At 68.8% G+C, this 20,343-nt stretch carries 21 protein-coding genes; 11 read left to right on the forward strand and 10 right to left on the reverse strand.

The genetic code is table 11. From position 1 onward, the window contains the following. Positions 1 to 24: 24 nt before the first annotated feature. Positions 25 to 564, forward strand: coding sequence for an HAD domain-containing protein (locus ACFVWW_RS18435; RefSeq protein ID WP_386878569.1), 540 nt, complete (start codon positions 25 to 27; stop codon positions 562 to 564). Between the two features lie 215 nt (positions 565 to 779). Continuing rightward, positions 780 to 1,001 carry a hypothetical protein gene (locus ACFVWW_RS18440; RefSeq protein ID WP_386878568.1) on the forward strand — a complete coding sequence of 74 codons (222 nt, stop codon included), beginning with the start codon at positions 780 to 782 and terminating at the stop codon, positions 999 to 1,001. Between the two features lie 168 nt (positions 1,002 to 1,169). On the opposite strand, the gene ACFVWW_RS18445 is transcribed toward ACFVWW_RS18440, so the two are convergent. Then, positions 1,170 to 1,928: a phosphoglyceromutase gene (locus tag ACFVWW_RS18445; protein ID WP_384192825.1), complete on the reverse strand. Its 759-nt coding sequence runs from the start codon at positions 1,926 to 1,928 to the stop codon at positions 1,170 to 1,172. Between the two features lie 193 nt (positions 1,929 to 2,121). On the opposite strand from ACFVWW_RS18445, the gene ACFVWW_RS18450 reads away from it, so the two are divergent. Further along, on the forward strand, positions 2,122 to 3,513 hold the full coding sequence (locus ACFVWW_RS18450) for an MDR family MFS transporter (RefSeq protein WP_386878567.1): 1,392 nt from the start codon (positions 2,122 to 2,124) through the stop codon (positions 3,511 to 3,513). Between the two features lie 62 nt (positions 3,514 to 3,575). Here ACFVWW_RS18450 and ACFVWW_RS18455 read toward each other — a convergent pair whose 3' ends face one another. The 4 genes from ACFVWW_RS18455 to mshA form a co-directional block, all read right to left on the reverse strand. Continuing rightward, the gene (locus ACFVWW_RS18455; RefSeq protein ID WP_386878566.1) at positions 3,576 to 4,277 is read right to left on the reverse strand and encodes a 2-phosphosulfolactate phosphatase; all 702 of its coding nucleotides are present in this window, start codon (positions 4,275 to 4,277) and stop codon (positions 3,576 to 3,578) included. A 1,214-nt stretch (positions 4,278 to 5,491) separates the two neighbouring features. Then, on the reverse strand, positions 5,492 to 7,201 hold the full coding sequence (locus ACFVWW_RS18460) for a glycosyl hydrolase family 28-related protein (protein WP_386878565.1): 1,710 nt from the start codon (positions 7,199 to 7,201) through the stop codon (positions 5,492 to 5,494). Between the two features lie 118 nt (positions 7,202 to 7,319). Next, entirely contained in the window at positions 7,320 to 7,838 is a 519-nt protein-coding gene (locus ACFVWW_RS18465; RefSeq protein ID WP_386878564.1) for a YbjN domain-containing protein, read from the reverse strand. A 139-nt stretch (positions 7,839 to 7,977) separates the two neighbouring features. Beyond that, a complete protein-coding gene (gene mshA, locus ACFVWW_RS18470; protein WP_384337197.1) occupies positions 7,978 to 9,321 on the reverse strand; it encodes a D-inositol-3-phosphate glycosyltransferase in 1,344 nt (447 codons plus the stop codon). Between the two features lie 269 nt (positions 9,322 to 9,590). Between mshA and ACFVWW_RS18475 the strand changes: the two genes are divergently transcribed. The 3 genes from ACFVWW_RS18475 to ACFVWW_RS18485 all read left to right on the forward strand — a co-directional run bounded on the left by ACFVWW_RS18475 (position 9,591) and on the right by ACFVWW_RS18485 (position 13,299). Further along, positions 9,591 to 10,424 (forward strand): class I SAM-dependent methyltransferase, encoded by an 834-nt coding sequence (locus ACFVWW_RS18475; RefSeq protein WP_386878563.1) that lies wholly within the window; start codon positions 9,591 to 9,593, stop codon positions 10,422 to 10,424. A 174-nt stretch (positions 10,425 to 10,598) separates the two neighbouring features. After that, complete coding sequence (locus ACFVWW_RS18480) at positions 10,599 to 11,756, forward strand: C40 family peptidase (RefSeq protein ID WP_386878562.1); 1,158 nt, start codon at positions 10,599 to 10,601, stop codon at positions 11,754 to 11,756. Between the two features lie 304 nt (positions 11,757 to 12,060). Continuing rightward, on the forward strand, positions 12,061 to 13,299 hold the full coding sequence (locus tag ACFVWW_RS18485; RefSeq protein ID WP_384337201.1) for a PP2C family protein-serine/threonine phosphatase: 1,239 nt from the start codon (positions 12,061 to 12,063) through the stop codon (positions 13,297 to 13,299). Between the two features lie 23 nt (positions 13,300 to 13,322). On the opposite strand, the gene ACFVWW_RS18490 is transcribed toward ACFVWW_RS18485, so the two are convergent. From ACFVWW_RS18490 to ACFVWW_RS18500, 3 genes are all read right to left on the reverse strand, one after another. Beyond that, entirely contained in the window at positions 13,323 to 13,667 is a 345-nt protein-coding gene (locus ACFVWW_RS18490) for a DUF2516 family protein (protein ID WP_384185352.1), read from the reverse strand. Positions 13,668 to 13,826: 159 nt separating this feature from the next. Next, positions 13,827 to 14,468 carry a hypothetical protein gene (locus tag ACFVWW_RS18495; protein ID WP_384185321.1) on the reverse strand — a complete coding sequence of 214 codons (642 nt, stop codon included), beginning with the start codon at positions 14,466 to 14,468 and terminating at the stop codon, positions 13,827 to 13,829. A gap of 18 nt (positions 14,469 to 14,486) precedes the next feature. After that, positions 14,487 to 14,981, reverse strand: coding sequence for a helix-turn-helix domain-containing protein (locus ACFVWW_RS18500; protein WP_384185319.1), 495 nt, complete (start codon positions 14,979 to 14,981; stop codon positions 14,487 to 14,489). Positions 14,982 to 15,320: 339 nt separating this feature from the next. Here ACFVWW_RS18500 and ACFVWW_RS18505 point away from each other — a divergent pair, with 339 nt between their 5' ends. Genes ACFVWW_RS18505 through ACFVWW_RS18520 form a run of 4 tightly spaced genes read left to right on the forward strand, consistent with a single transcriptional unit; the run spans position 15,321 to position 17,667 of the window. Beyond that, entirely contained in the window at positions 15,321 to 16,382 is a 1,062-nt protein-coding gene (locus ACFVWW_RS18505; protein WP_386878704.1) for a TnsA-like heteromeric transposase endonuclease subunit, read from the forward strand. After that, positions 16,331 to 16,708: a DUF2199 domain-containing protein gene (locus ACFVWW_RS18510; RefSeq protein WP_384337239.1), complete on the forward strand. Its 378-nt coding sequence runs from the start codon at positions 16,331 to 16,333 to the stop codon at positions 16,706 to 16,708. The genes ACFVWW_RS18505 and ACFVWW_RS18510 overlap by 52 nt, the downstream gene beginning before the upstream one ends. Positions 16,709 to 16,741: 33 nt before the next feature. After that, entirely contained in the window at positions 16,742 to 17,197 is a 456-nt protein-coding gene (locus tag ACFVWW_RS18515) for a DUF6228 family protein (protein ID WP_386878561.1), read from the forward strand. Positions 17,198 to 17,205: 8 nt separating this feature from the next. Continuing rightward, on the forward strand, positions 17,206 to 17,667 hold the full coding sequence (locus tag ACFVWW_RS18520; RefSeq protein WP_384337207.1) for a hypothetical protein: 462 nt from the start codon (positions 17,206 to 17,208) through the stop codon (positions 17,665 to 17,667). A gap of 414 nt (positions 17,668 to 18,081) precedes the next feature. Here the strand turns inward: ACFVWW_RS18520 and ACFVWW_RS18525 are convergent, their stop codons facing one another. Beyond that, a complete protein-coding gene (locus ACFVWW_RS18525; protein ID WP_384185311.1) occupies positions 18,082 to 18,348 on the reverse strand; it encodes a helix-turn-helix domain-containing protein in 267 nt (88 codons plus the stop codon). A gap of 94 nt (positions 18,349 to 18,442) precedes the next feature. Here ACFVWW_RS18525 and map point away from each other — a divergent pair, with 94 nt between their 5' ends. Then, a complete protein-coding gene (map, locus tag ACFVWW_RS18530; protein ID WP_386878560.1) occupies positions 18,443 to 19,261 on the forward strand; it encodes a type I methionyl aminopeptidase in 819 nt (272 codons plus the stop codon). Between the two features lie 322 nt (positions 19,262 to 19,583). On the opposite strand, the gene ACFVWW_RS18535 is transcribed toward map, so the two are convergent. Further along, the gene (locus ACFVWW_RS18535) at positions 19,584 to 20,252 is read right to left on the reverse strand and encodes a class I SAM-dependent methyltransferase (protein WP_386878559.1); all 669 of its coding nucleotides are present in this window, start codon (positions 20,250 to 20,252) and stop codon (positions 19,584 to 19,586) included. Between the last annotated feature and the right edge of the window lie 91 nt (positions 20,253 to 20,343).

Here is a 20,343-nt window from a genome sequence, read left to right on the forward strand (position 1 = left end):
GCCGCACAGGGTTATCGTGCCGCCGTGACCCACTCAGTGGAGCGCCCCATCCTCTTCCTCGACGTCGACGGCCCCCTTATCCCGTTCGGGCCGTCGCTCAGTCGGCTTCAGACGCCTGTCTCCGTCTCTAAAGCATTCCCCGATCAAGGGAACCCACTGCTGGGGCGGCTCGACCACGCCGTGGGGCCGCGTCTGATGGCGCTGGGGTGCGACCTGGTGTGGGCCTCGACGTGGATGGATGAAGCCAACGAGTCCGTCGCCCCACGGATCGGACTGCCCCGCCTGCCCGTAGTGGAGTGGCCCGAGGCCTCCACCAACGACGGCCCACGCGGCCTGCATTGGAAGACCCGCCCCCTCGTAGAGTGGGCCGACGACCGTCCCTTCATCTGGGTCGACGACGAGATCAGCGGTATGGATCGACTCTGGGTCGCTGCGCAGCACCAGGCACCGTCACTGCTTTACCGTGTCGACCCGACCAAGGGCCTCACCGAAGGCGACTTCTCCGTACTTGCTGATTGGCTCCGTACTACCGCGCCCAACCTCGACTCGGGAACAGACGCCTAGAGGATGAGCGCAGGGCCCGACGGGTTCGTACGTCAGCGCTGCTGCCACCACCGACGGCACGTCAAGCTGCTGATCACCGCATGAGGAGTTCGATCAAGCGGCCTGCGGTAGAGCGGTCGGCAGGTGTCATCGTTGGCCCTCGGCCATGCTCGTACGGCTCACGGCCCGAGCCCGCTATGACCCGGCGATGGCATGATCGCCGGGGAGGGCCATATATGGATGTCATCGAACTCATGGGATGGCTGGCTGAGCGCGGGTGCTCGGCCGTCTTCAAGGCGGACGGTGAGCGACCGACCGGGCATCGGTGGATGGTCATCGTCAGCGGTGGGGCGCTGGGGGAGGACTCGTTCTTTCGGACCGACCTGGCATCCGCGGACGCCTGCCTCGATGCTCTGCTGGCGCATCTGGAACACCAGGGGATCTCACCGTTCGCATGAGCCCCGTCACCCGGTGACCTGAGCTCGGGAGGCGTTGCTGATCGCCCTCGACATCCGCATCCGCCGTTGGCGTCGTCGCACCTGATGGCCCAGTGACGGCCCAGCACAGCAAAGAGCCCCCTGCCACGCGGAGGAACCGCAGGCAGGGGGCTCGGAGCGTAAGGGCTGCTACTTCTTGCCCTGGTTCTTGACGGCTTCGATCGCGGCTGCCGCGGCGTCTGCGTCGAGGTAGGTGCCGCCCGGGTTGGTCGGGTGGAAGTCGGCGTCGAGGTCGTAGACGAGGGGGATGCCGGTCGGGATGTTCAGGCCCGCGATGTCGGCGTCGGAGATGCCGTCGAGGTGCTTGACCAGTGCGCGCAGGCTGTTGCCGTGGGCGGCGACCAGGACCGTACGGCCGGTCAGCAAGTCCGGGACGACGTTGTCGTACCAGTACGGCATCATGCGGACGACGACGTCCTTGAGGCACTCGGTCCGCGGGCGGAGCTCCGACGGGATCATCGAGTAGCGGGGGTCGTCGCTCTGCGAGAACTCCGTGCCGTCCTCCAGGACCGGCGGCGGGGTGTCGTACGAACGGCGCCACAGCATGAACTGTTCCTCGCCGAACTCGGCGAGCGTCTGGGCCTTGTCCTTGCCCTGGAGCGCGCCGTAGTGGCGCTCGTTGAGCCGCCAGGAGCGGTGGACGGGGATCCAGTGGCGGTCAGCGGCTTCCAGCGCGAGCTGCGCGGTGCGGATGGCGCGCTTCTGGACGGAGGTGTGCAGCACGTCGGGCAGCAGGCCGGCGTCCTTGAGGAGCTCACCGCCGCGGACCGCCTCCTTCTCGCCCTTGTCGGTGAGGTTGACGTCCACCCAGCCGGTGAACAGGTTCTTCGCGTTCCAGTCGCTCTCGCCGTGGCGGAGGAGGATCAGCTTGTACGGTGCGTCGGCCATGGGCCAAAGCCTAATGGACCCTCCTGACGGCACCCGGCCCCGTCCCGGCTGGCCGGATCCGTCCGGCCGGGCCCGCCCGCGATCGGCCCCTGCGGTCAATTGACTGGCGCCGGCGAGGGGGCTGTAAGTAAGTTGCGCGTAAGTTGCCTTTCGCCGTCTGGCCACTTACCACCGCTGTCCTGGGGGATGCCGCATGTCCGTCGCCACGTCCGTCGCCGGTCTGAGACGTGCCGCGAGGGAAAGCGTCTCGGGACTGCCCCGGGAGTTCTGGTGGCTGTGGACGAGCACCCTGGTCAACCGGCTCGGGGCATTCGTCGCCACGTTCATGGCGCTCTATCTCACTCTGGACCGGGGCTACTCCGCCTCGTACGCCGGTCTCGTGGTCGCGCTCCATGGACTCGGCGGGGTCGTCTCCTCGCTCGGCGCGGGGGTGATGACCGACCGGCTCGGCCGCCGGCCCACGATGCTGATCGCGCAGTCGTCGACGGCCGCTTCGGTGGCGCTACTCGGTTTCATGGAGGGTCCGGTGGCCATCGCGGCGGTGGCGTTCCTGGTCGGGGTGACCTCCAGCGCTTCCCGTCCGGCGGTGCAGGCGATGGTGGCGGACATCGTCAAGCCGGAGGATCGGGTACGGGCGTTCTCGCTCAACTACTGGGCGATCAACCTGGGTTTCGCGGTCTCGGCGGCGGGCGCGGGGTTCATCGCGCAGCACAGCTATCTCGCGGGCTTCCTGGGCGAGGGGGCGCTGACGCTCGCCTGTGCCGTACTGGTCTACCTGAAGCTGCCAGAATCCCGGCCCGAGCGTGCGAAGCCCACGCCGGAGAAGCTCGCGGGGGCAGGGGCGGGGGCAGGAGCCGGGGCCGAGGCGGAGGTCCGGATGGGGACGGTCCTGCGGGACGGCCGCTTCATGACGGTCGTCTCGCTGTCCTTCGTCGTCGCACTGATCTTCCAGCAGGGGTACGTCGGTCTGCCGGTGGCCATGGGCACGGACGGGTTCTCCAGCGTCGAATTCGGTATGGCCATCGCGGTCAACGGTGCGCTGATCGTGGTGATGCAGATCCCGGTCACCCGCTTCATCCAGCACCGCGATCCCCGCCGGCTGCTGATCATCTCGTCGCTGGTCGCGGGGTACGGCTTCGGGCTGACGGCGTTCGCCGGGTCGATCGCCGTCTACGCGCTGACCGTCTGCGTCTGGACGCTGGCCGAGATCGTCAACGCCCCGACCCAGACCGGCCTGGTGGTACGGCTCTCCCCCCTCCACGGCCGGGGCCGCTACCAGGGCATGTACACGATGTCCTGGTCGGTGGCGGGGCTGGTGGCCCCGTTGATGGCGGGCTTCGTCATCGACCGCTTCGGCGCGGAGTGGCTGTGGGGGGCGTGCGCGGTGCTGGGTACGGTGGCGGGGCTGGGCTACTGGCTGCTGATGCGGGGACTGTCGGAACCGGAGGCCGAGGCGGCGGTGGAGGTGCGGTCGGCGGCGGAAGTGCGGTCTGCGACGGAGATGCAGTCGGCAGCGGACGCGGGCGGTCAGGCCACGGGCGGTCAGGCCGCAGACGCTCGGATCGCCGACAGTCAGCTCACGTAAGCCTCGCTCATCGGGACATGCAGCTGATGCCGCATAGCCGACCGGATGCTGGCTCTCGCTTCTCAGATCGAAGCCTCGTCGGTCAGCGAAGGCACGTCGCATGGACGCAGGACCATGAGCGAGTCTTCCAAGGTCGCCACCATGGCAAAGGGGAACCGGTCGAGCTCAAGACAGAGTGCGACGTCATCAGGATGGACTCCTTGACGCACACCCTCCGCCAGCTCGGCGGCGGCGCGCGACGCGGCAGCGCGGCGGAGGAAATCGGCAGCATCCGTCCCAGCCCCGGCGGCTCTCCGAGCGATGTATTGAGCGCACGCCAGATCTTCATCGGCCTGTCCACCTTCGCCAGTGACCACGAACGTGACACTGTCACTCTCGCGTGTCCGCAAGAGCCGAGCCGTTGCCTCCGCCACCACGAAGCTGGCGCACAGCACCAGCGACGCCTCCTTGACCGCAAGGGCGCCGACTGTCCCTGCCGTGGTTTTCTGCACAACGGTCCGTCCGCCAAGGTCAATAGACCGCAGCAGGCCCGGCGAGTTGACGGTGTCGAACCCGGGCGCGGACGGACCGTCTTTGAGCGCCACCCAATCCGGGTGGCGGGCCTTGAGCGCCAGGGCTTCGTCCAGCGACTCAGCAAGAACGATCTTTTCCGCCCCCTGGGCAAAGGCCCAGGCAGCCACGGTGAAAGCACGCATGACGTCGACCACGACCGCCACGGACGGGGCTTCGGCCAGATCGGCGATACCAAGAAAACGAGTGTCCATTCCGGTCATGATCGCGCATGCCCGTCGCCAGCCGGGTCTCCGCGATCCGCCAGCACGTCCTGGAGATGCCCGCTCCCGTCGTCGCCGACGCCCTCGGCAGATCAACTACCGGTTCGTCGGCACCAGGGGCGGGCCGTGGTCATACCGGCTCGATACGTTCAACATCTCCTACGGTCCCGCCTCGCCCGAGGTCTTCCTCGGCACACCACCGACACGCCGAGTCGACGAGCGCGGCTTCCTGCGCTGAGCTGTGAGGACGCTTGGACGGTCACAGAGGGTTGTCATCAGACCTTTGTCTGTGGGTCAGGGCCGGGGGGGTAGCCGGGGTGGGTCGGGTCGTGTTGAGCACCGTGGGGCCGCCCCTTTCTGTGTGAGTGTCGCGGCTCCGGGTCGGGCGTCAAGGGCGCTCCTGCGTCACGTCGGCTACGCCGATTCCGCTCCGCTCCACCCGTGACCCCCGTCCCTCCACCGCAAGTGAAGGCAGTGGGGGCGGCCGGGGGGAGGGTTCCCCGGGACGGCTCGCTAGTGGCCGGGGCGCTTTGCCGTCCTGGGGTCGGTGGGTGGTGTACGCGGCAGTGGAATGGGGCGGCCCGGCACCGGCAAAGCGTCGGACCGTCATCAGCTGTCTGAGGCACAAGCAGGTGTCTGAGCTTGGTGGGTGGCGGGGTGGGTGTGACGTATGGGACGGAAGTGGGCCGGTAAAGGGCTCCGATGTGCTCGGGAACCCGCTTAACGCACCCCCTGACACAGCACCGTCCTCCGAGGACCCCAACTGGCCAGGCAAATGGGTACATATCAGGGCGTCGAGCGCCTCTCGTACCCGCTTCTGGGGTGTCATGCGGTCACGGAGCTCAGACACCAGCTTGTGCCTCGGCCACGGACGGTGGCCAGTCGCTAAGCCGAGCCGGGCCGCCCCATTCCACTGCCGCGCAATCCACCCACCGACCTGGGGGCCGGGAACAAACCCCAGGAAACAGCGGATCTTCCCGGGGAACCCTCCCCCCGGCCGCCCCCCTCAAAGAGTTACTTGCGGTGGAGGGACGGGAGTCAAGGGTGGAGCGCAGCGGAATCGGCGTAGCCGACGCGACGCAGGAGCGCCCTTGACGCCCGACCCGGAGCCGCGACACTCACACAGAAAGGGGCGGCCCTACGGTGCTCAACACGACCCGGCCCACCCCGACTACCCCCCGGCCCTGACCTCCAGGCCCGGCTCCCTACCGACGCACCTCGCGCTGTGCCTCGTACAGGTTGCGCGGCCTGATGTCCTCCGGACGGCCGTACGCCTCCAGGCGCGCGTGCAGTTCGCCCGCGAAGTCCGGGACGTCGATCTGGTCGAACTCCCTGACCTCGCTGATACCGGCCGTCACGCTGTACGGGGCGATCTCGTCGATCTTGATCAGGCCCGCACGCTCATTGGTGACGGTGACGTTCCAGTGCGCGAACCGCGCTCCGTACAGCGGTCCCGCGATGGCGTCGCCGCCGTGCCGCCCGTCGTTGCTGACCGTGATCTCGGTCCGTACGTTGGCGAACGGCATCCCCCGGTGGGTGTCGAAGGTGCCCATCTCCATCCGGCCGCGCGACCAGACGTTGTAGCTGGACAGTCCCTCGACATTGATGCCGTGCAGCTGCGTGCCCGCGGGCGCCGGGACCGTACGCCCCTCGATCACGAAGTCCTCGATCAGATTGTCGTGCGAGCCCTCGCGGCAGTAGTACGGATGGTGGGAGCCGCGGCCCGCGACGCGCGTACGGCGCAGGGTGCACGCGGACGCGGCGATCAGCCCGAAGCCGTTGTCGACGTGGCGTACGACGACGTCCTCGGCCCAGCAGTCGTACGCGCACTGGAACGCGACGCCGTTGTGCCCCTTGTCGAGGAGGTGCGGGGACTGCGGCGTCTCGACCGCTGCGAGGGTCAGCCCCTCGACGCCGGAGCCGGTGAGCGGCGTGGCCAGGGTGGTGAACTTCGGCTCCCACTCAGGGCGTACGTCCAGCGGAAGCGGACGCTCCAGGGTGACCTTCGTGCCGTGTACGGCGGTGATGCGCACCGGCCACTCGTAGGGCACGTAGGACGTCAGCTTGGTCATGGCGTTCCAGTCGTACGCCTCCGCGCCCGGGCCGCCGCCCGCCATGTGCTGCAGGAGGGTGTGGTCCGCGTCGTCAGCGAGCCGGAGCAGGACGAGCTGTCCGCGCGTCAGCTTCGAGGTGTCCTCCACGGTCACGGACCGGTCGCCACGATCTGCGCGGGCGACGGCGGTGAGGGTCCGCCACTCGTCGCGCTTGTTGCCCGTCCAGCCCTCGAACGGCCAGGCCCGCTCCTTGATGGCGGTGGTCAGCGTGTTCCAACGCTCCTGCGGGCAGAGCCAGATGAGGCCGCCGGCCCAGGACCAGCTGGACTTGTCGCCGCCGTACCGGCTGCCGTACGGGCCGATCAGCTCGGTCAGGTTCTTCGTCGCGTACAGCTTCGTACGGCCGCTGCCGGCGCCGCGCAGGACGACGTCGCTGTGCCCGATCCGGATCACGTCGTCGATCCGGTACGTGCCGGGCGGGAGGGTGACCGTGCCGCCGCCGCGCGCTCCGGCAGCGGCGAGGGCACGGTTGATCGCGGGGGCGTCGTCCACCGAGCCATCGCCCTTGGCGCCGTACGCGCGCACGTCGGCCACGACGCGATGCCGGGGGAAGCGGGTGGCACCGGCGCGCTGGCCGGCCTGCCCGACGTACGGGATCTGGGGGTGCGTGTACGGCGACTTGGCGAACTCACGCCAGAGCGCGGACGACTCGGAAGTTCCGGACGTCCCGGCCGTCCTGGAAGTCCCGGACGCGGCGGACGCTCCGGGCGTTCCAGCCACCCCGGCCGCTCCGGCCGCGGCGACGACGACGGCGCTGCCGAGCAATGCCCTTCTGCTGATGGCGCGTTGACCGTACTCCATGAGCCGCCTCCATGTATGTGAACGACGTTCAGGTCTGCGTCTGGAGTGAGCATGCCATGGGGCTCAGGCGCCGGGGAAGAGCCGGGAAAGAGGTTGCCGGAAGGACGCTGAGACCGCGTCAGGCCGAAGGGCGCTGGGTCAGATGAGCGAACGCGTCCAGGTTCCGGGTGGACTCGCCCCGGGACACCCGCCACGCGTACTCCTTGCGGATCGCGCTCGCGAAGCCCAGCTCCAGCAGCGTGTTGAAGGAGCCGTCCGCCGCTTCGAGAACCGAGCCGAGCAAGCGGTCGATCTCGTCCTCGGTGACGGCCGCGAGCGGGAGTTTGCCCGTCAGATAGATGTCGCCGAGGCGGTCGACCGCGTAACTCACGCCGTACAGCTTGAGATTGCGCTCCAGCAGCCAGCGGTGGACGGCCTCGGCGTTCTCGTCGGGGTGGCGGATCACGAAGGCGTTGAGGGAGAGCGCGTGCCGCCCGACCAGCAGGGAGCAGGTCGTGGACAGCTTGCGGGTGCCGGGGAGGGTGACGACGTACGAGCCGGGCTGCGGGCTCTCCCACTCCAGCTCCGCGGATGTCAGCGCCCGCTCGATGACGCGGGTCACGAGCGCCGCCTCATCGGTTCGCTGTACGTCAGCCATGGTCCGAGCGTACGTCAGCCATGGTCCAAGCGTTGGTCAGCCATGGTCCAACCGTTGGTCAGCCATGGTCCGAGCGTTGGTCAGCGCGGACCTCAGCAGCCGCTGCGCGCGCGTACGTCAGCGGCTGCGCGCACGCACCTCAGCCGTGGTGCGCGCGCACGCGGCGGCGGTGATCCTGCATGGCCGCCGTATACACGTCCGCCGTCGCCGATGCCGCCGTGTCCCAGCCGAAGGACTGCGCGTGGCGTGAGGCCGCCGCGCCCATCCGGTCGACCAGCTCCGGGTGGTCCAGGAAGCCGCGCAGCGCACGCGCGTACGCCGCCGGTTCGTGGCCGGGGACGAGGAAGCCGGTCGATCCGTCCCGTACCGCCACCGGAAGACCGCCCACGGCCGCCGCCACCACCGGCGTGCCCGCCGCCTGGGCCTCTATGGCGACCAGGCCGAAGGACTCGCTGTACGACGGCATGACCAGGACGGACGCCGCCCGGAACCAGTCCGCGAGCCGGTCCTGGCCGACCGGCGGCCGGAACTGGACGATGTCGGCGATCCCGAGGCGCGCGGCGAGCTTCTGCAGCCCCTCGGGCTTGGCCAGACCGCTGCCGCTCGGACCACCGACGACCGGTACGACCAGCTTCGTACGCAGCGAGGGATCCTGCTCCAGGAGTACGGCTATGGCCCGCAGCAGCACGTCAGGGGCCTTCAGCGGCTGTATACGGCCCGCGAAGAGCGGTATGAAGGCGTCCTGCGGCAGTCCGAGGCGCGCGCGGGCGGCGGCGCGGCCGTCCGCCGGACAGAAACAGTCCAGGTTCACCCCGGGGTGGACGACGGCGGCCTTCGCCGGGTCGGCGTCGTAGAAGCGGACGAGTTCGTCGGTCTCCTCCGCCGTATTGGCGATCAGCCGGTCGGCGGCGCGCACGATCTGGGTCTCGCCGATGACACGGGCCGCGGGCTCGGGGGTGTCGCCCTCCGCCAGCGCGGCGTTCTTGACCTTCGCCATGGTGTGCATGGCGTGGACGAGCGGGACGCCCCAGCGCTCGGAGGCGAGCCAGCCGACATGTCCGGACAGCCAGTAGTGGGAGTGGACCAGGTCGTAGTAGCCGGGGCGGTGGCCCGCCCATGCCTGCATCACACCGTGGGTGAAGGCGCAGAGCTGCGCGGGCAGCTCTTCCTTGGCCAGGCCCTCGTAGGGGCCGGCGTCCACATGCCGTACGAGCACGCCGGGCGCCAGCTCCACGGTGGGCGACAGGCCGCCGGTCGTGGCGCGCGTGAAGATCTCCACCTCGATGTCGATGGCGGCCAGCCGCTTCGCCAGCTCGACGATGTAGACGTTCATACCGCCCGCGTCGCCCGTCCCCGGCTGGTGCAGCGGGGAGGTGTGGACGCTGAGCATGGCGATCCGCCGGGGCCGGCGGTGGTGGCCGGGAAGCCGGAGACGGGGTGGTCCGACGAACGTGCCTGCGATACGGGACACGTACTGGCTCACGTCCACGGTCCTCTCGCTCGGAACACTGAGCACGGCAAAGGGAGGGTTTTGAGGCCCTCTGAAGGCGGCCAACAACGGAATGGGCTCCTTCATTCCGCTTTGCCAAATCATTGCCGGTGAGGGCTCAACCCGCTCAACCCTCATCATCCGACGGGTGGCCCGCCCCGGCACGGGAAGGCCGACCGCGGCGGCAGGCCTCTCCGGCCTCTCGTCTCGGCAGACCTCTCCGGCCTCTCGTCCGGGTACCCGGGGTCGTTACGCTCATCCGTATGCCGTACGCGCCTCCGCCCTCCCGCCCGGCGTCCCGCCCGGTGGGCGCGGTGACCCGCGGCACCACCCACCAGAACCGGCTGCGCCGCATGGACCGCTGGATCAGCGCCGCGCACGGCCCCGCGCTGCGCCGCTCGGCCGACCCCGTCGTGGTGGATCTGGGGTACGGCGCCGCCCCCTGGACCGCCGTCGAGCTGCTGCGGCGGCTGCGTACGGCGGAGCCGCGTACCGAAGTCGTCGGCATCGAGATCGACCCGGCCCGGGTCGCCGCCGCGCGGCCGTACGAACGCGACGGGCTCCGCTTCCGGCACGGCGGCTTCGAGATACCGCTGGACGGCGGCCGGCGGCCGATGCTCATCCGGGCGGCCAATGTGCTGCGCCAGTACGACGAGGGCGAGGTCGCCGCGGTGTGGGCGCGGCTGTGCGCGCGCCTCGCGCCCGGCGGCCTGCTGGTCGAGGGGACCTGCGACGAGATCGGCCGGCGGCATGTGTGGGTCGCGCTCGGCCCCGAGGGACCGCGGACGGTCACCTTCGCGACCCGGCTCGGTTCGCTCGGCCGGCCCTCCGATCTCGCGGAGCGGCTGCCGAAGGCGCTGATCCACCGCAATGTGCCGGGCGAGCCGGTGCACGCGTTCCTGCGGGACTTCGACCGGGCGTGGGCGGCGGCCGCTCCGTATGCCTCCCTGGGGGCGCGGCAGCGCTGGATCAGGGCCGTACGGGAACTGGCCGCCGACTGGCCGCTCGTGGCCGATCCGCGCCGGCTGAGGCAGGGCGAGGTGACGGTGAAGTGGGCGGCCCTCGCGCCCGGTTCCGGCCGGGGCAGCCAGGGGTGACCGCGGGAACACGAACGGCTGCCCGTTCGTCCCTCATGGGGTGGGTGCGACCTGTGAGGTTCCGTCTGCCCCTGTCGTTTTGCCGGAGGGCATGGCACGATCACGGCGATGGCAGGACGTAACTGACGGTTTATCAGGTATGTCTGGTGTGGGGTTGGCTCGGAGGGGGAGCTTGTGAACCGACGTCGCTGGGCCACTGCCGCGATCACTGTGGTCTGTGCGCTCGCCGTGCTGGCGTCACCCGATCTGATGAATCAGGCGTACGCGGCGCCCGCCCCGCGGCCCGTATCGTCACCGCCCGCCGTCCCCCCGCCACCGGTCGAACTCCCGCCGGGAGCCGGGGCGTCCGCCGGGACGCTCGACGGGATATCCGCCGGGATGCCCGCCGCCCCCGGCAAGAAGTCCCTCGACGACATACGCAAGGAGATCGACGGCCTCTACCAGAAGGCCGCCTCCGCCACCGACGCGTACAACCTCGCCGAGGAGCGGGCCGCGAAGCAGTCCGCCGAAGTCGTCCAGCTGGCCGAGGACATCGTCGAGGGCCAGCTGCGGATCGACGACCTCAAGAAGCGCGCGGGCGCCGCCGCCCGCGCGCAGTACCGGGGCGGCGGGCTGCCGCCCGAGGCGCAGCTCGTCCTCACCGACGATCCGCAGCTCTTCCTGGACGGCGCGGGGCGAATACAGCAGGGCCAGAAGGCCACCCAGGACCTCATCGTCGAACTGTCCAGGGCGCAAGAGGACTTGACGACGTACACCGCGGACGCGGGCACGCAGTGGCAGAAGCTCGAATCCAACCGGGCCAAGAAGGAAAAGGCGAAGAAGGAGATCACGAAGCGGATCGCCGCCGCCAAGAAGCTCGAAGCGAGCCTGGAGAAGGAGGAGCGCGCGCGGCTGGCGCAGCTGGAGAGCGACGCGGCGTTCCAGGCGCAGTCGGCCTGGCTCAGTTCCGGCGCGCTCAAGGACATCAACCGCGCGTCGAGCGCGCAGGGCAAGAAGGCGATCGAGTTCGCGACGGGGCAGATCGGCAAGCCGTACGTCTGGGGCGCGGAGGGCCCGTCCTCGTACGACTGCTCGGGGCTGACCTCACAGGCGTGGGCGGCGGCCGGCCGGGGTATCCCGCGTACCTCGCAGGAGCAGTGGCGGCTGCTGCCGCGGATCGACATCAAGGACATGCGGCCCGGCGATCTGATCATCTACCACCAGGACGCCAGTCATGTGGGGATGTACGTCGGCGACGGCGCGATCGTGCACGCGCCGCGGCCGGGGCGGAATGTGACGCTGGCGGGCGCGGGCTCGATGCTGATCCTCGGGGTCGTACGCCCGGACAAATAGGGTGAGCGGGGTTGCGAGCAAGGTTGTGGCGCCGCCGTCCGCAGCGGTAGCCGTGGCGCCGGTCACAGCAGCCATGTGACGCAACCCACGTTCCCCGGTGCCGGAGCCCGTCCGCGCGCGTGATGTTCGTCATGGAAACGCTCCCATATCGCCATGGATGCCTGATGGTGAGCGGCATATGACAGTGGCTCTTCATCCATACGCCATTCCGCTGAGGCCGTGGCTACCGCTAAGGTCCCCGTCTGGCGGAACGTCGATCGTCGCTCCGCCGCGCCCTCGGGGGGAGGGAAGGAAAACCAGACCGATGCCCGTACCCGTACCGCGGCAGCGCACAGGTTCAACAGTGGAGACACACCCCGCCGCGGAGACCGCCAAGGGCGGCGACCTCATGCTCCTGGTGATCGAGGACGACCCGGCGGGCACGTTCACCGCTCCGGAGCTGCCCGAGGGGGCCGGTACGCGCGTCCGCATCCGTACCGCCCGCAACCTCACCGAGGCCGAGCGGCTGCTCACGGACGACATCCACTGCATCCTCGTGGATCTCGCCCTGTCGGGCATGAACGACAGCGATGAGCTGGCCCCGCTGAAGCATGTTCTGCGGCTCGCGCCCCGCCATGCCGTCCTCGCACTGGCGGCGGAGGGCGACGTCGAGCGCGCGGCCGCGGCGGTACGGGTCGGAGCGCAGGACTATCTCTTCCGCGACGAGCTGGACGGGCGGCTGCTGAGCCGTGCCATCCGGTACGCCGTCGAGCGCAAGCGCGCGGACATCGCGCAGCGCCAGCTGACCGAGTCCCGGCTGCGGGCCCAGGAGAACGCCCGGCTGGAGCGCGGCCTGCTGCCCACCCCGCTGCTCCAGGGCTCGGACCTGAGCTTCGCCGCCCGCTACCGGCCCGGCCGCTCCAGAGCCCTGCTGGGCGGGGACTTCTACGACACGGTCCGTACGCCGGACGGCACGGTCCACGCGATGATCGGCGACGTCTGCGGCCATGGCCCCGACGAGGCGGCGCTCGGCGTGGAGCTGCGGATCGCCTGGCGGGCACTGACGCTGGCCGGGCTCTGCGGCGACCAGCTGCTCTCCACGCTCCAGCAGGTCCTGGAGCACGAGCGGGAGAGCGAGGAGATCTTCGCCACGCTCTGCACGGTCGACATCTCCCCGGACGGGCGGCGGGCCGGACTCTGTCTGGCCGGCCACCCCTCGCCGCTGATCACCCGCCGTGGACGGGCGGCGCAACTGCTCGCGTACGAGGAGGGCGGCCCGGCCCTGGGACTGCTGCCGCGCGCCCGCTGGCCGCGCCGGCAGGTCGAGCTGGGCGGGTCGTGGAGTCTGATGATGTACACCGACGGCCTGATCGAGGGCCGGATGGGCCCTGGCGCCACGCAGCGGCTGGGCCAGGAGGGCATGGTCGAGATGATCAACCGGCAGCTGGCGCAGGGGCTGCGCGGCGACGACCTGCTGGAGGCGGCGGTCGCTCAGGTGCGCGAGCTGAACGGCGGTGAGCTCACCGACGATGTGGCGGTCCTGCTGCTGGGCCGCGGGGCCTGAGGCCCGGCGGCCGCGCAACCGTTTCAGCGTCCGCCGTTGTAGGGACCGTAAGGACCGTCGCTGCTCGATCCGCCGCGCCGGCCGCCACCACCACCGGAGATCTGCCGGACGGCGGGCCGTACGTCGACCAGGAAGACGATCGTGGCGACAAGCCCCGCGAGCTGCAGGAACAGGATCTGCAACGGCACGAAGAGGTTCACGACGATCGTGAGACCCAGAATGATCAGCCAGAACTTCTTGGTCTGCTTGTCAGCAGCGCGGTAGGCGTCCTCACGGGCCATCACGGAGAGGCCGAAGGCGAGGACGGCGAGGACGAGCATGCCCAGATTGAGCAGCCAGAGAAATGTGCCGAATCCTGAGAGCAACAAGCTGAGCACCGCCTGATTTGTGGAGGAAAACGCCTCTCGGCCCGGTACGCCAAGGTACCTGGAGAACGGGCCGGACACCCTTGAGGTGCCCGGCCCGTCTCCTTAGATACGTACCTCTTAGCCCTGCTACCCGCTGCTTACCCGCTGCCTACGCGCCGCTCACTTGGCGGACGGCGGCGTGTTCTTCTTCGCCGTCGTCTTGCGCGGGGCGGGGGTGACCTTCTTGGCCACGGGGGGCTTGGGAGCCGCGGCGGGCTTCTTCGCCTCGGCCACCGGAGCCGGCTTCGCCTTCTGGGCGGGGGCGGGCCGCTGCGCGGAGGCGGGCTTCGGCGTGGGCTTCGGCGCGGGCTCGGGCTCGACGGCGACGGCGATCTCGGTGATCTCGTCCGCGGCCTCACCGCGCCACGACCGTACGGTCTGCTCGCCGCGCTCGGCGACCTTCTCGTACGTCTCACGGGCCCTGACCGCGTACTCCGCGGCCACACCCACGCTCCGCAACGCCAGGTCCTGAGCGGACTCGCCCAGCTTCTTCAGATCGGTGTCGAACGAACCGAACACCTCGTTGACCTTGGCCTGGACGGTCGCCTGGGCCTCCTTGGCCTGGATGGTGACCCGGTCCTGGACAACCTTGGGGTCGGAGTTGCGTACGGCGTCGAAACGCACCGGGGCCTCGGCCCGCAGCTGCTCGATCAGGCCGGGCACCTTCCTGGCCTGCTCCACAGCGAGATCGGCGGTACCGGCCGCGAAGTAGAGAGGCGTCGGGTCGGTGAGGGTCTTGCGCAGGTCATCGGCGATGGCCATGACTGTGGTCCTCCCGGATCAGTGTGAGGGTGGGCTTTCGGCACCGCCGTCGGCCGTGCCGGGGCCGTCAGCGGAGGTGTCCTCGAAGACCCCGGCGACGTCGACGTCCGCACCGGCCGCCCGTTCCGTGGTCTCCTTACCGTGCGTGCTCTCCGTACTCTCCGCGTCGAGCGCGTTTTCCTTGCGGAACGACTCGTAGATCTGCAGCAGCACCTGCTTCTGCCGCTCATTTATCGAGGGGTCGGCGAGGAGGACGGCACGCGTCTCCAACTCCTCCCGCTCCCGCTCGTCAAGCATCCCGGCCTGCACATACAGCGTCTCGGCGGAGATCCGCAGCGCCTTGGCCAGCTGCTGCAGAATGTCCGCACTCGGCTTGCGCAGTCCGCGCTCGATCTGACTCAGATACGGATTGGACACCCCAGCGGCATCGGCGAGCTGCCGCAACGACAGCTGCGCATTACGCCGCTGCTCGCGCAGGTACCCACCGAGATTGCCGACGTTGAGTGATGCCATACGCCCATACTGCGCCACCCCCGCTAACTTTTGCAAGCGCCCGCTTGCAAAAGCGTTCCCCGCAACATTCACCCCGCGCTGTGACTGCTCGCTGCCCCGTTGACGTGTCTCACTGAAGCTGAGCCAGTCTCGGTCTATCTGAACCATCTGGTCGCTTGTCTTAGTCAACCTTGGCCATCTGTCGATCTGTCTCGCTCTTCTTGACCCACCGCCGCGCCCGGCTCCCTACGGTCGTCGTACCGGGTCGGCGCCGAGTGGGGGTGGCTAGTGGAGGCGGAGGACTTCTGGCTGGAGTATGTCGACGCCTGCGGTGAGCAGCATGGTGGGCCGCTTGGGGTGATGTGGCCGACCCGTTTCGAGGCGGCTGGGCAGGTGTGTGGGTTCCCGTCGTACCGGGGTCAGCGGAACTTCCCGGGCTGGTATTGGGCTGCTACAGGAGCTGACCTGGTGGGCTATGCGTCGTGGGTGGAGCTCGGGCACCTGATGCGGCTGGACGCCGAGCCAGATGTAGTGGGGGTGGCCTCGCAGCCTTTCCGGTTGTCGTGGCGGGACGGCGGCCGGGGTCGATGGATCCGCCATACGCCGGACTGCTTCGTACGCCGTCGGGACGGCACGGCCGTGGTGCTGGACGTGCGTAGGGACGATCGGATCGAGCCCGAGGACGCGGCGAAGTTCGCGGCCACGGCCGTGGCCTGCGCCCAGGTCGGCTGGGACTTCGAGCGGGTCGGGATGCTCGATCCCGTGCTGGCGGCGAATCTGCGCTGGCTGTCGGGTTACCGGCACCCGCGGGTGTGGCGTGAGCCGCTGGTGGCGGACCTGCGAGCGGTGTTCACCCGATCCCGTGGCCTGTTGAAGGGGGCTCGGATGGTCGGGGATCCCGTCGCGGTGCTGCCGGTGCTCTATCACTTGCTGTGGCGCCGGGAGTTGGTCATGGATTTGGAGGGCGAGCGGCTGTCCGCTGCAACGCTCGTGGGCTCGGCGCCCGCGGTTGCGGAGGAGGATTTCCGGGCCTTCCATGCCGAGTTCACACGGCGGCTCCCCAACGAGAGTTCCCTCCGCACCACCGCCAATCCCTGGTTCATCCATCAACTCCGCACGATCGCGCACACCATCGAGGCAGCCGCAGACCTCCCGGCAACACACGGACCGACGAGCAGGGGCACTGACGTCAGGGGCATCGGCACCGGTCATAAGGCTCCGCTCATGACCAGCAACCCCGGATTCATCTGCTCGTGCTGCGGCGAGCACCACGCAGATCTGCCGACGAACTACTCGACGACGGCCCCCACGCCCGGGATCCGGGTTTCTCCGACGCGACGGACTGCCTGCTCTCCTCGGATCAGTGCGTCATCCAGGCACGGCGCTACTTCGTCAAGGGACTGGTTGAGATACCGATCATAGGAAGCGACAAGGTCTTCTCCTGGGCGGCATGGGTCTCACTAAGCCGGGACAACTTCGCGCGAACCGCAGACCTTTGGGACACCCCGGGACGTGAGGCCGAGGAGCCGTACTTCGGCTGGTTGTCCACCGACCGCTTCCTCTACGCATCGAACACCATCAACTTGAAGACCCACTTCCACACCCGCCCCGTCGGGCAGCGTCCTTTCATCGAACTGGAGCCGACCGACCACGCTCTCGCAGTCGAGCAGCGGACCGGCATCACTCTGGATCGCGTCCGTGAAATCGCCGAAGCCGTCCTCCACCCCGCCGACATCGAATCCGAATGACGTCGCACGTGGTTCTGGCTTAGCGTTCCGTCCATGAGCTCACCGGACGACGACACCGACGGCAAGCCCAGTGTGACCATCCGCTGTCAGGACAACACGTCCGTCGCCGTGACATTCTGCGATCGCTTCAGCTTCGACGCAGACTCCGTGCACTATGCCGTCGAGCTGCAGGCGCCGGGCATGACCGCTCGCACCAACGAGGTCGTTGCTTGGATCTGGGACAACGATATGGTCCCGTTCCTCGAAGAGCTTGCCGCCGACTTCCGAGGATGGGACGGCGAACGGAGGTGGCAGACCAACGACAGGGAGCTAACGGTGTCCGCTGTCTTCCGGACCGGCGGTCACGTCGGGCTGACCTGGACCTTGAGGCCATGGCCGAAGTCCGCTGGCGGCTGGAGTGCCTCGATGACCACCTGGCTGGAGGCCGGCGAGCAGATGGCTTCCCTGGCAGCTGACGCCCGGCAATTCCTCGCCAGGGAGCCGCAGTGACATCCCGCATGCGCATCACCTGGACGCTGGGGGCACATGGATGGGCCGACTGCACCCTTGAGGATCACCAGGCGAAAGCCGAGCTCATTGCGTCCTACATCAGTAATGCCCCCGAGGAGCTCTTGACGGCGGTGGCCCGGCTCATCGTCGGCGAGACGGAGACCCGCGCACAGTTCGAAGCCGAGCCGACGGCCTACCGCTGGATCTTCTATCGCGAAGGCAACGACAGCTGGGTCCGCGTGTTGGAACTGCGACATGGCAGCGAACACGACAACAAGGGCACCGAGATCTGGTCGGCCCAGCTCCCCGTCGACACACTCGCCCGAACCGTGATCCGCTGCTTCGACGAGGTGGCTCGGTCCTACGGCGAGAGCGGCTACCGCAGCAAGTGGGGCGAGCACTTCCCTCGAACCGAGCTCGAAGCCCTCAGGCGCCTCTGGCGCGCTCACCGCCGTGGCGACGACGCATAGCCCGCAGACGCCCGCTGCTCAGGTTGAGTAAGACATCCCAGCCGTTGTCATCGCACTCAACCTGAACCACCCCAGGTCACGGCCTCTCGATGGTCCACTTCTATTGAGACGGGACACCTGCTCGCCGCCCTGTCTCGGTGATGTCCGGGCAGGATCGGAAGTCTCCGGGCAAGTGAGCTGACGTCTCAGTCAAGTCCGGCTGGACCCGCTGGCGAAGGGGATCACCTCGCAGCTGCGACGACCTGGACGGGTGGACCCTGGGCACCATCGATGGCAGCCGCGTACGCGGAGTACTCCGTCGCCACCACCGAGGACGACCCAGTGATCCCCACGCTTCCGTGAGGTGTGCGTCCGTCTTGCGCCCATGGCGAGTGCGGCTCGTCGACGAGGGCGGCGCACCGCGAAGGGCTGTTGCTAGGAGGCCTTGCTCAGGGCAGGGTCCGTGCGCCAGACGATGGCGAGTTCGGACAGGGGTACGCCAAGTACCTCGCTGAGCCGGACGATGGTGCCGAACGCGGGCGTCGGCAGCCGGCCGGTCTCGATCTTGCGGAGGGTCTCCGGCGAGATCTCCGCCGCCAAGGCCACTTCAACGGGGCTGCGTCCGGCCCGGGCGGAGCGCAACGCGGCCCCGAGGCGTCGGCCCGCCTCGATCTGTTCGGGGGCGAGCGGATAGCGAACCATGCGCACATGCTAGAGCCGCAGGTATCCAGCGGCAACCACTCCACCCTCTGGTATAAATATACCTGTCGGTCGCCCCGGGGAATCGAGGATCGCAGTGATCGAGCACAAATCTCCCAAAGAGATCGAGCGTATGCACGTCACTGGACGGTTCGTCGGCCAGGTGCTGGCGGAGCTCGGTGACCTCGCCGCAGTAGGGGTCAACCTGCTGGACCTGGAGCATCACGCTCGCCGCCGGATCAAGGAGCGCGGCGCGGAGTCCTGCTATTGGGACTACGCGCCCTCGTTCGGCAAGGGCCCGTTCCGCAACGTGGTGTGCCTCTCGGTCAATGATGCCGTGCTGCACGGATTGCCGCACAGCTACAAGCTGTGCGACGGGGACCTGCTGACCATGGATATGGCGGTGGCCATCGATGGCTGGGCCGCGGACTCGGCCCACTCCGTCATCGTCGGCACCCCGGCCGAGGAGGACCTGCGGCTGATCGAGGCCACCGAGGTCGCCCTGGAAGCCGCGATCAAGGTCGCCCAGCCGGGCAACAAGATTGGGGACATCTCGGCGGCCATCGGCGCGGTCGCCGCCGAGTACGGCTACCCGGTCAACCTGGAGTTCGGCGGTCACGGTATCGGCCGCACGATGCACGAGGACCTGCACATCCCCAACGACGGTCGTCCTGGCCGCGGTTGGAAGCTGCGTCCCGGCCTGACGATCGCGATCGAGCCCTGGTTCGCCGCTGGCACCAACAAGATCGTCTTTGACCCGGACGGCTGGACGATCCGCTCGGCCGACGGCTCGCGCACCGCTCATTCCGAGCACACGGTTGCCATCACCGAGGCCGGCCCGCTCGTGCTCACCCGGCGCCCTCAGAGCAATAAGGGGCTGGAAGACCAGCGGGAATCATCGGCGACCGGACGCTGACGAGGGCTTCATCGAGGGTTCAGCCCAGGTGGCCGACGACACGGCGACCGCGGTGATCAGCCGCGAGCGGGGCCGAGTTCAGCCACCGGGTGGTCGGCCGGTCGATCGCCGACCACATACACCGGCCTCGTCGCCGGCACCCGCCAGGACCCCGCGTGCTGGTCAAGGCCTCCACGTCCGCTGTCGACCACTACGGGCACGAGCAGATCATCCCAGTTGCACCGATGCGACCACATTTCGCCCCGTTCGACCCGGCGTCGCGACCGTCCGGAGGAGCCTTGCCCGGCATGGGACACCCTGTGGCGCTTCCGACGCCTGACTCTCAGCCGGGTTGCTTGGCCATGACGACCAGACCTGGCCCGCTTTGCTCATCTGCAGGGAGCCGAAGTTCGGCGACCGGGCGCAGTCCAGCCTGCTCGATCAGGTCCACGAGTTGTTCCGGCCGCCATTTGTGTGTCGTCCAACGAACGGATACGCCTCCGTATGCCTCGGTGCGCACCGCGTCTTCGTCACCGACGTGTGTAGCGGTGATGAAGTGTCCGCCTGGCTTCAAGGCTCGCGCGAAGGCGGCGAGAACCTGAGGAAGGACGTCACGGGGGAGGTTGAACAGTGACCACCACCCGAGCACGCCGCCAAGGGACGCTTCACCAAGGTCGAGGTCGGTGGCAGAGGCGACGCTGAAGCGGCATTGCGGATGAAGACGGCGCGCGTTCTCAATCATGCGAGGAGAGAGATCGACCCCGGACACGTCGAGTCCGCGTTCGGCGAGGTAGGCGGTCACCGTTCCGGGTCCGCAGCCGACGTCGAGGACAGGCCCAAGCTCGCTCACGGTGTCAGCGAAAGCGTCGATTGATGCCTTGAGCCATGGATGGCTACGGATGTCGCCGAATCCCGTCGTCACCACCATGTGGGCGTAGTTGTCGGCCACGCGGTCATAGGACTCACGGACCACGTCGAGATCGGCTGGGCGGTCGATATGGTGGGCGCGCATCAGCCGACGATAGTGCGCGACGGCCTACTGGTGGGCTCTCGCAAACTGTCACCAGTTCCCCGCGGAACCCAACCGGCCGGTGACGCGAGAT

Source organism: Streptomyces sp. NPDC058198, from assembly GCF_042882605.1.
In the GTDB taxonomy this organism is placed as follows: domain Bacteria; phylum Actinomycetota; class Actinomycetes; order Streptomycetales; family Streptomycetaceae; genus Streptomyces.

Coding starts and splice junctions, on each gene's coding strand:
- ACFVWW_RS18440 (WP_386878568.1), top strand. CDS start 780: ATGGATGTCATCGAACTCATGGGATGGCTGGCTGAGCGCGGGTGCTCG.
- ACFVWW_RS18445 (WP_384192825.1), bottom strand. CDS start 1,928: ATGGCCGACGCACCGTACAAGCTGATCCTCCTCCGCCACGGCGAGAGC.
- ACFVWW_RS18450 (WP_386878567.1), top strand. CDS start 2,122: ATGTCCGTCGCCACGTCCGTCGCCGGTCTGAGACGTGCCGCGAGGGAA.
- ACFVWW_RS18455 (WP_386878566.1), bottom strand. CDS start 4,277: ATGGACACTCGTTTTCTTGGTATCGCCGATCTGGCCGAAGCCCCGTCC.
- ACFVWW_RS18460 (WP_386878565.1), bottom strand. CDS start 7,201: ATGGAGTACGGTCAACGCGCCATCAGCAGAAGGGCATTGCTCGGCAGC.
- ACFVWW_RS18465 (WP_386878564.1), bottom strand. CDS start 7,838: ATGGCTGACGTACAGCGAACCGATGAGGCGGCGCTCGTGACCCGCGTC.
- ACFVWW_RS18475 (WP_386878563.1), top strand. CDS start 9,591: ATGCCGTACGCGCCTCCGCCCTCCCGCCCGGCGTCCCGCCCGGTGGGC.
- ACFVWW_RS18485 (WP_384337201.1), top strand. CDS start 12,061: ATGCCCGTACCCGTACCGCGGCAGCGCACAGGTTCAACAGTGGAGACA.
- ACFVWW_RS18495 (WP_384185321.1), bottom strand. CDS start 14,468: ATGGCCATCGCCGATGACCTGCGCAAGACCCTCACCGACCCGACGCCT.
- ACFVWW_RS18500 (WP_384185319.1), bottom strand. CDS start 14,981: ATGGCATCACTCAACGTCGGCAATCTCGGTGGGTACCTGCGCGAGCAG.
- ACFVWW_RS18505 (WP_386878704.1), top strand. CDS start 15,321: ATGTGGCCGACCCGTTTCGAGGCGGCTGGGCAGGTGTGTGGGTTCCCG.
- ACFVWW_RS18515 (WP_386878561.1), top strand. CDS start 16,742: ATGAGCTCACCGGACGACGACACCGACGGCAAGCCCAGTGTGACCATC.
- ACFVWW_RS18520 (WP_384337207.1), top strand. CDS start 17,206: ATGCGCATCACCTGGACGCTGGGGGCACATGGATGGGCCGACTGCACC.
- ACFVWW_RS18525 (WP_384185311.1), bottom strand. CDS start 18,348: ATGGTTCGCTATCCGCTCGCCCCCGAACAGATCGAGGCGGGCCGACGC.
- ACFVWW_RS18535 (WP_386878559.1), bottom strand. CDS start 20,252: ATGCGCGCCCACCATATCGACCGCCCAGCCGATCTCGACGTGGTCCGT.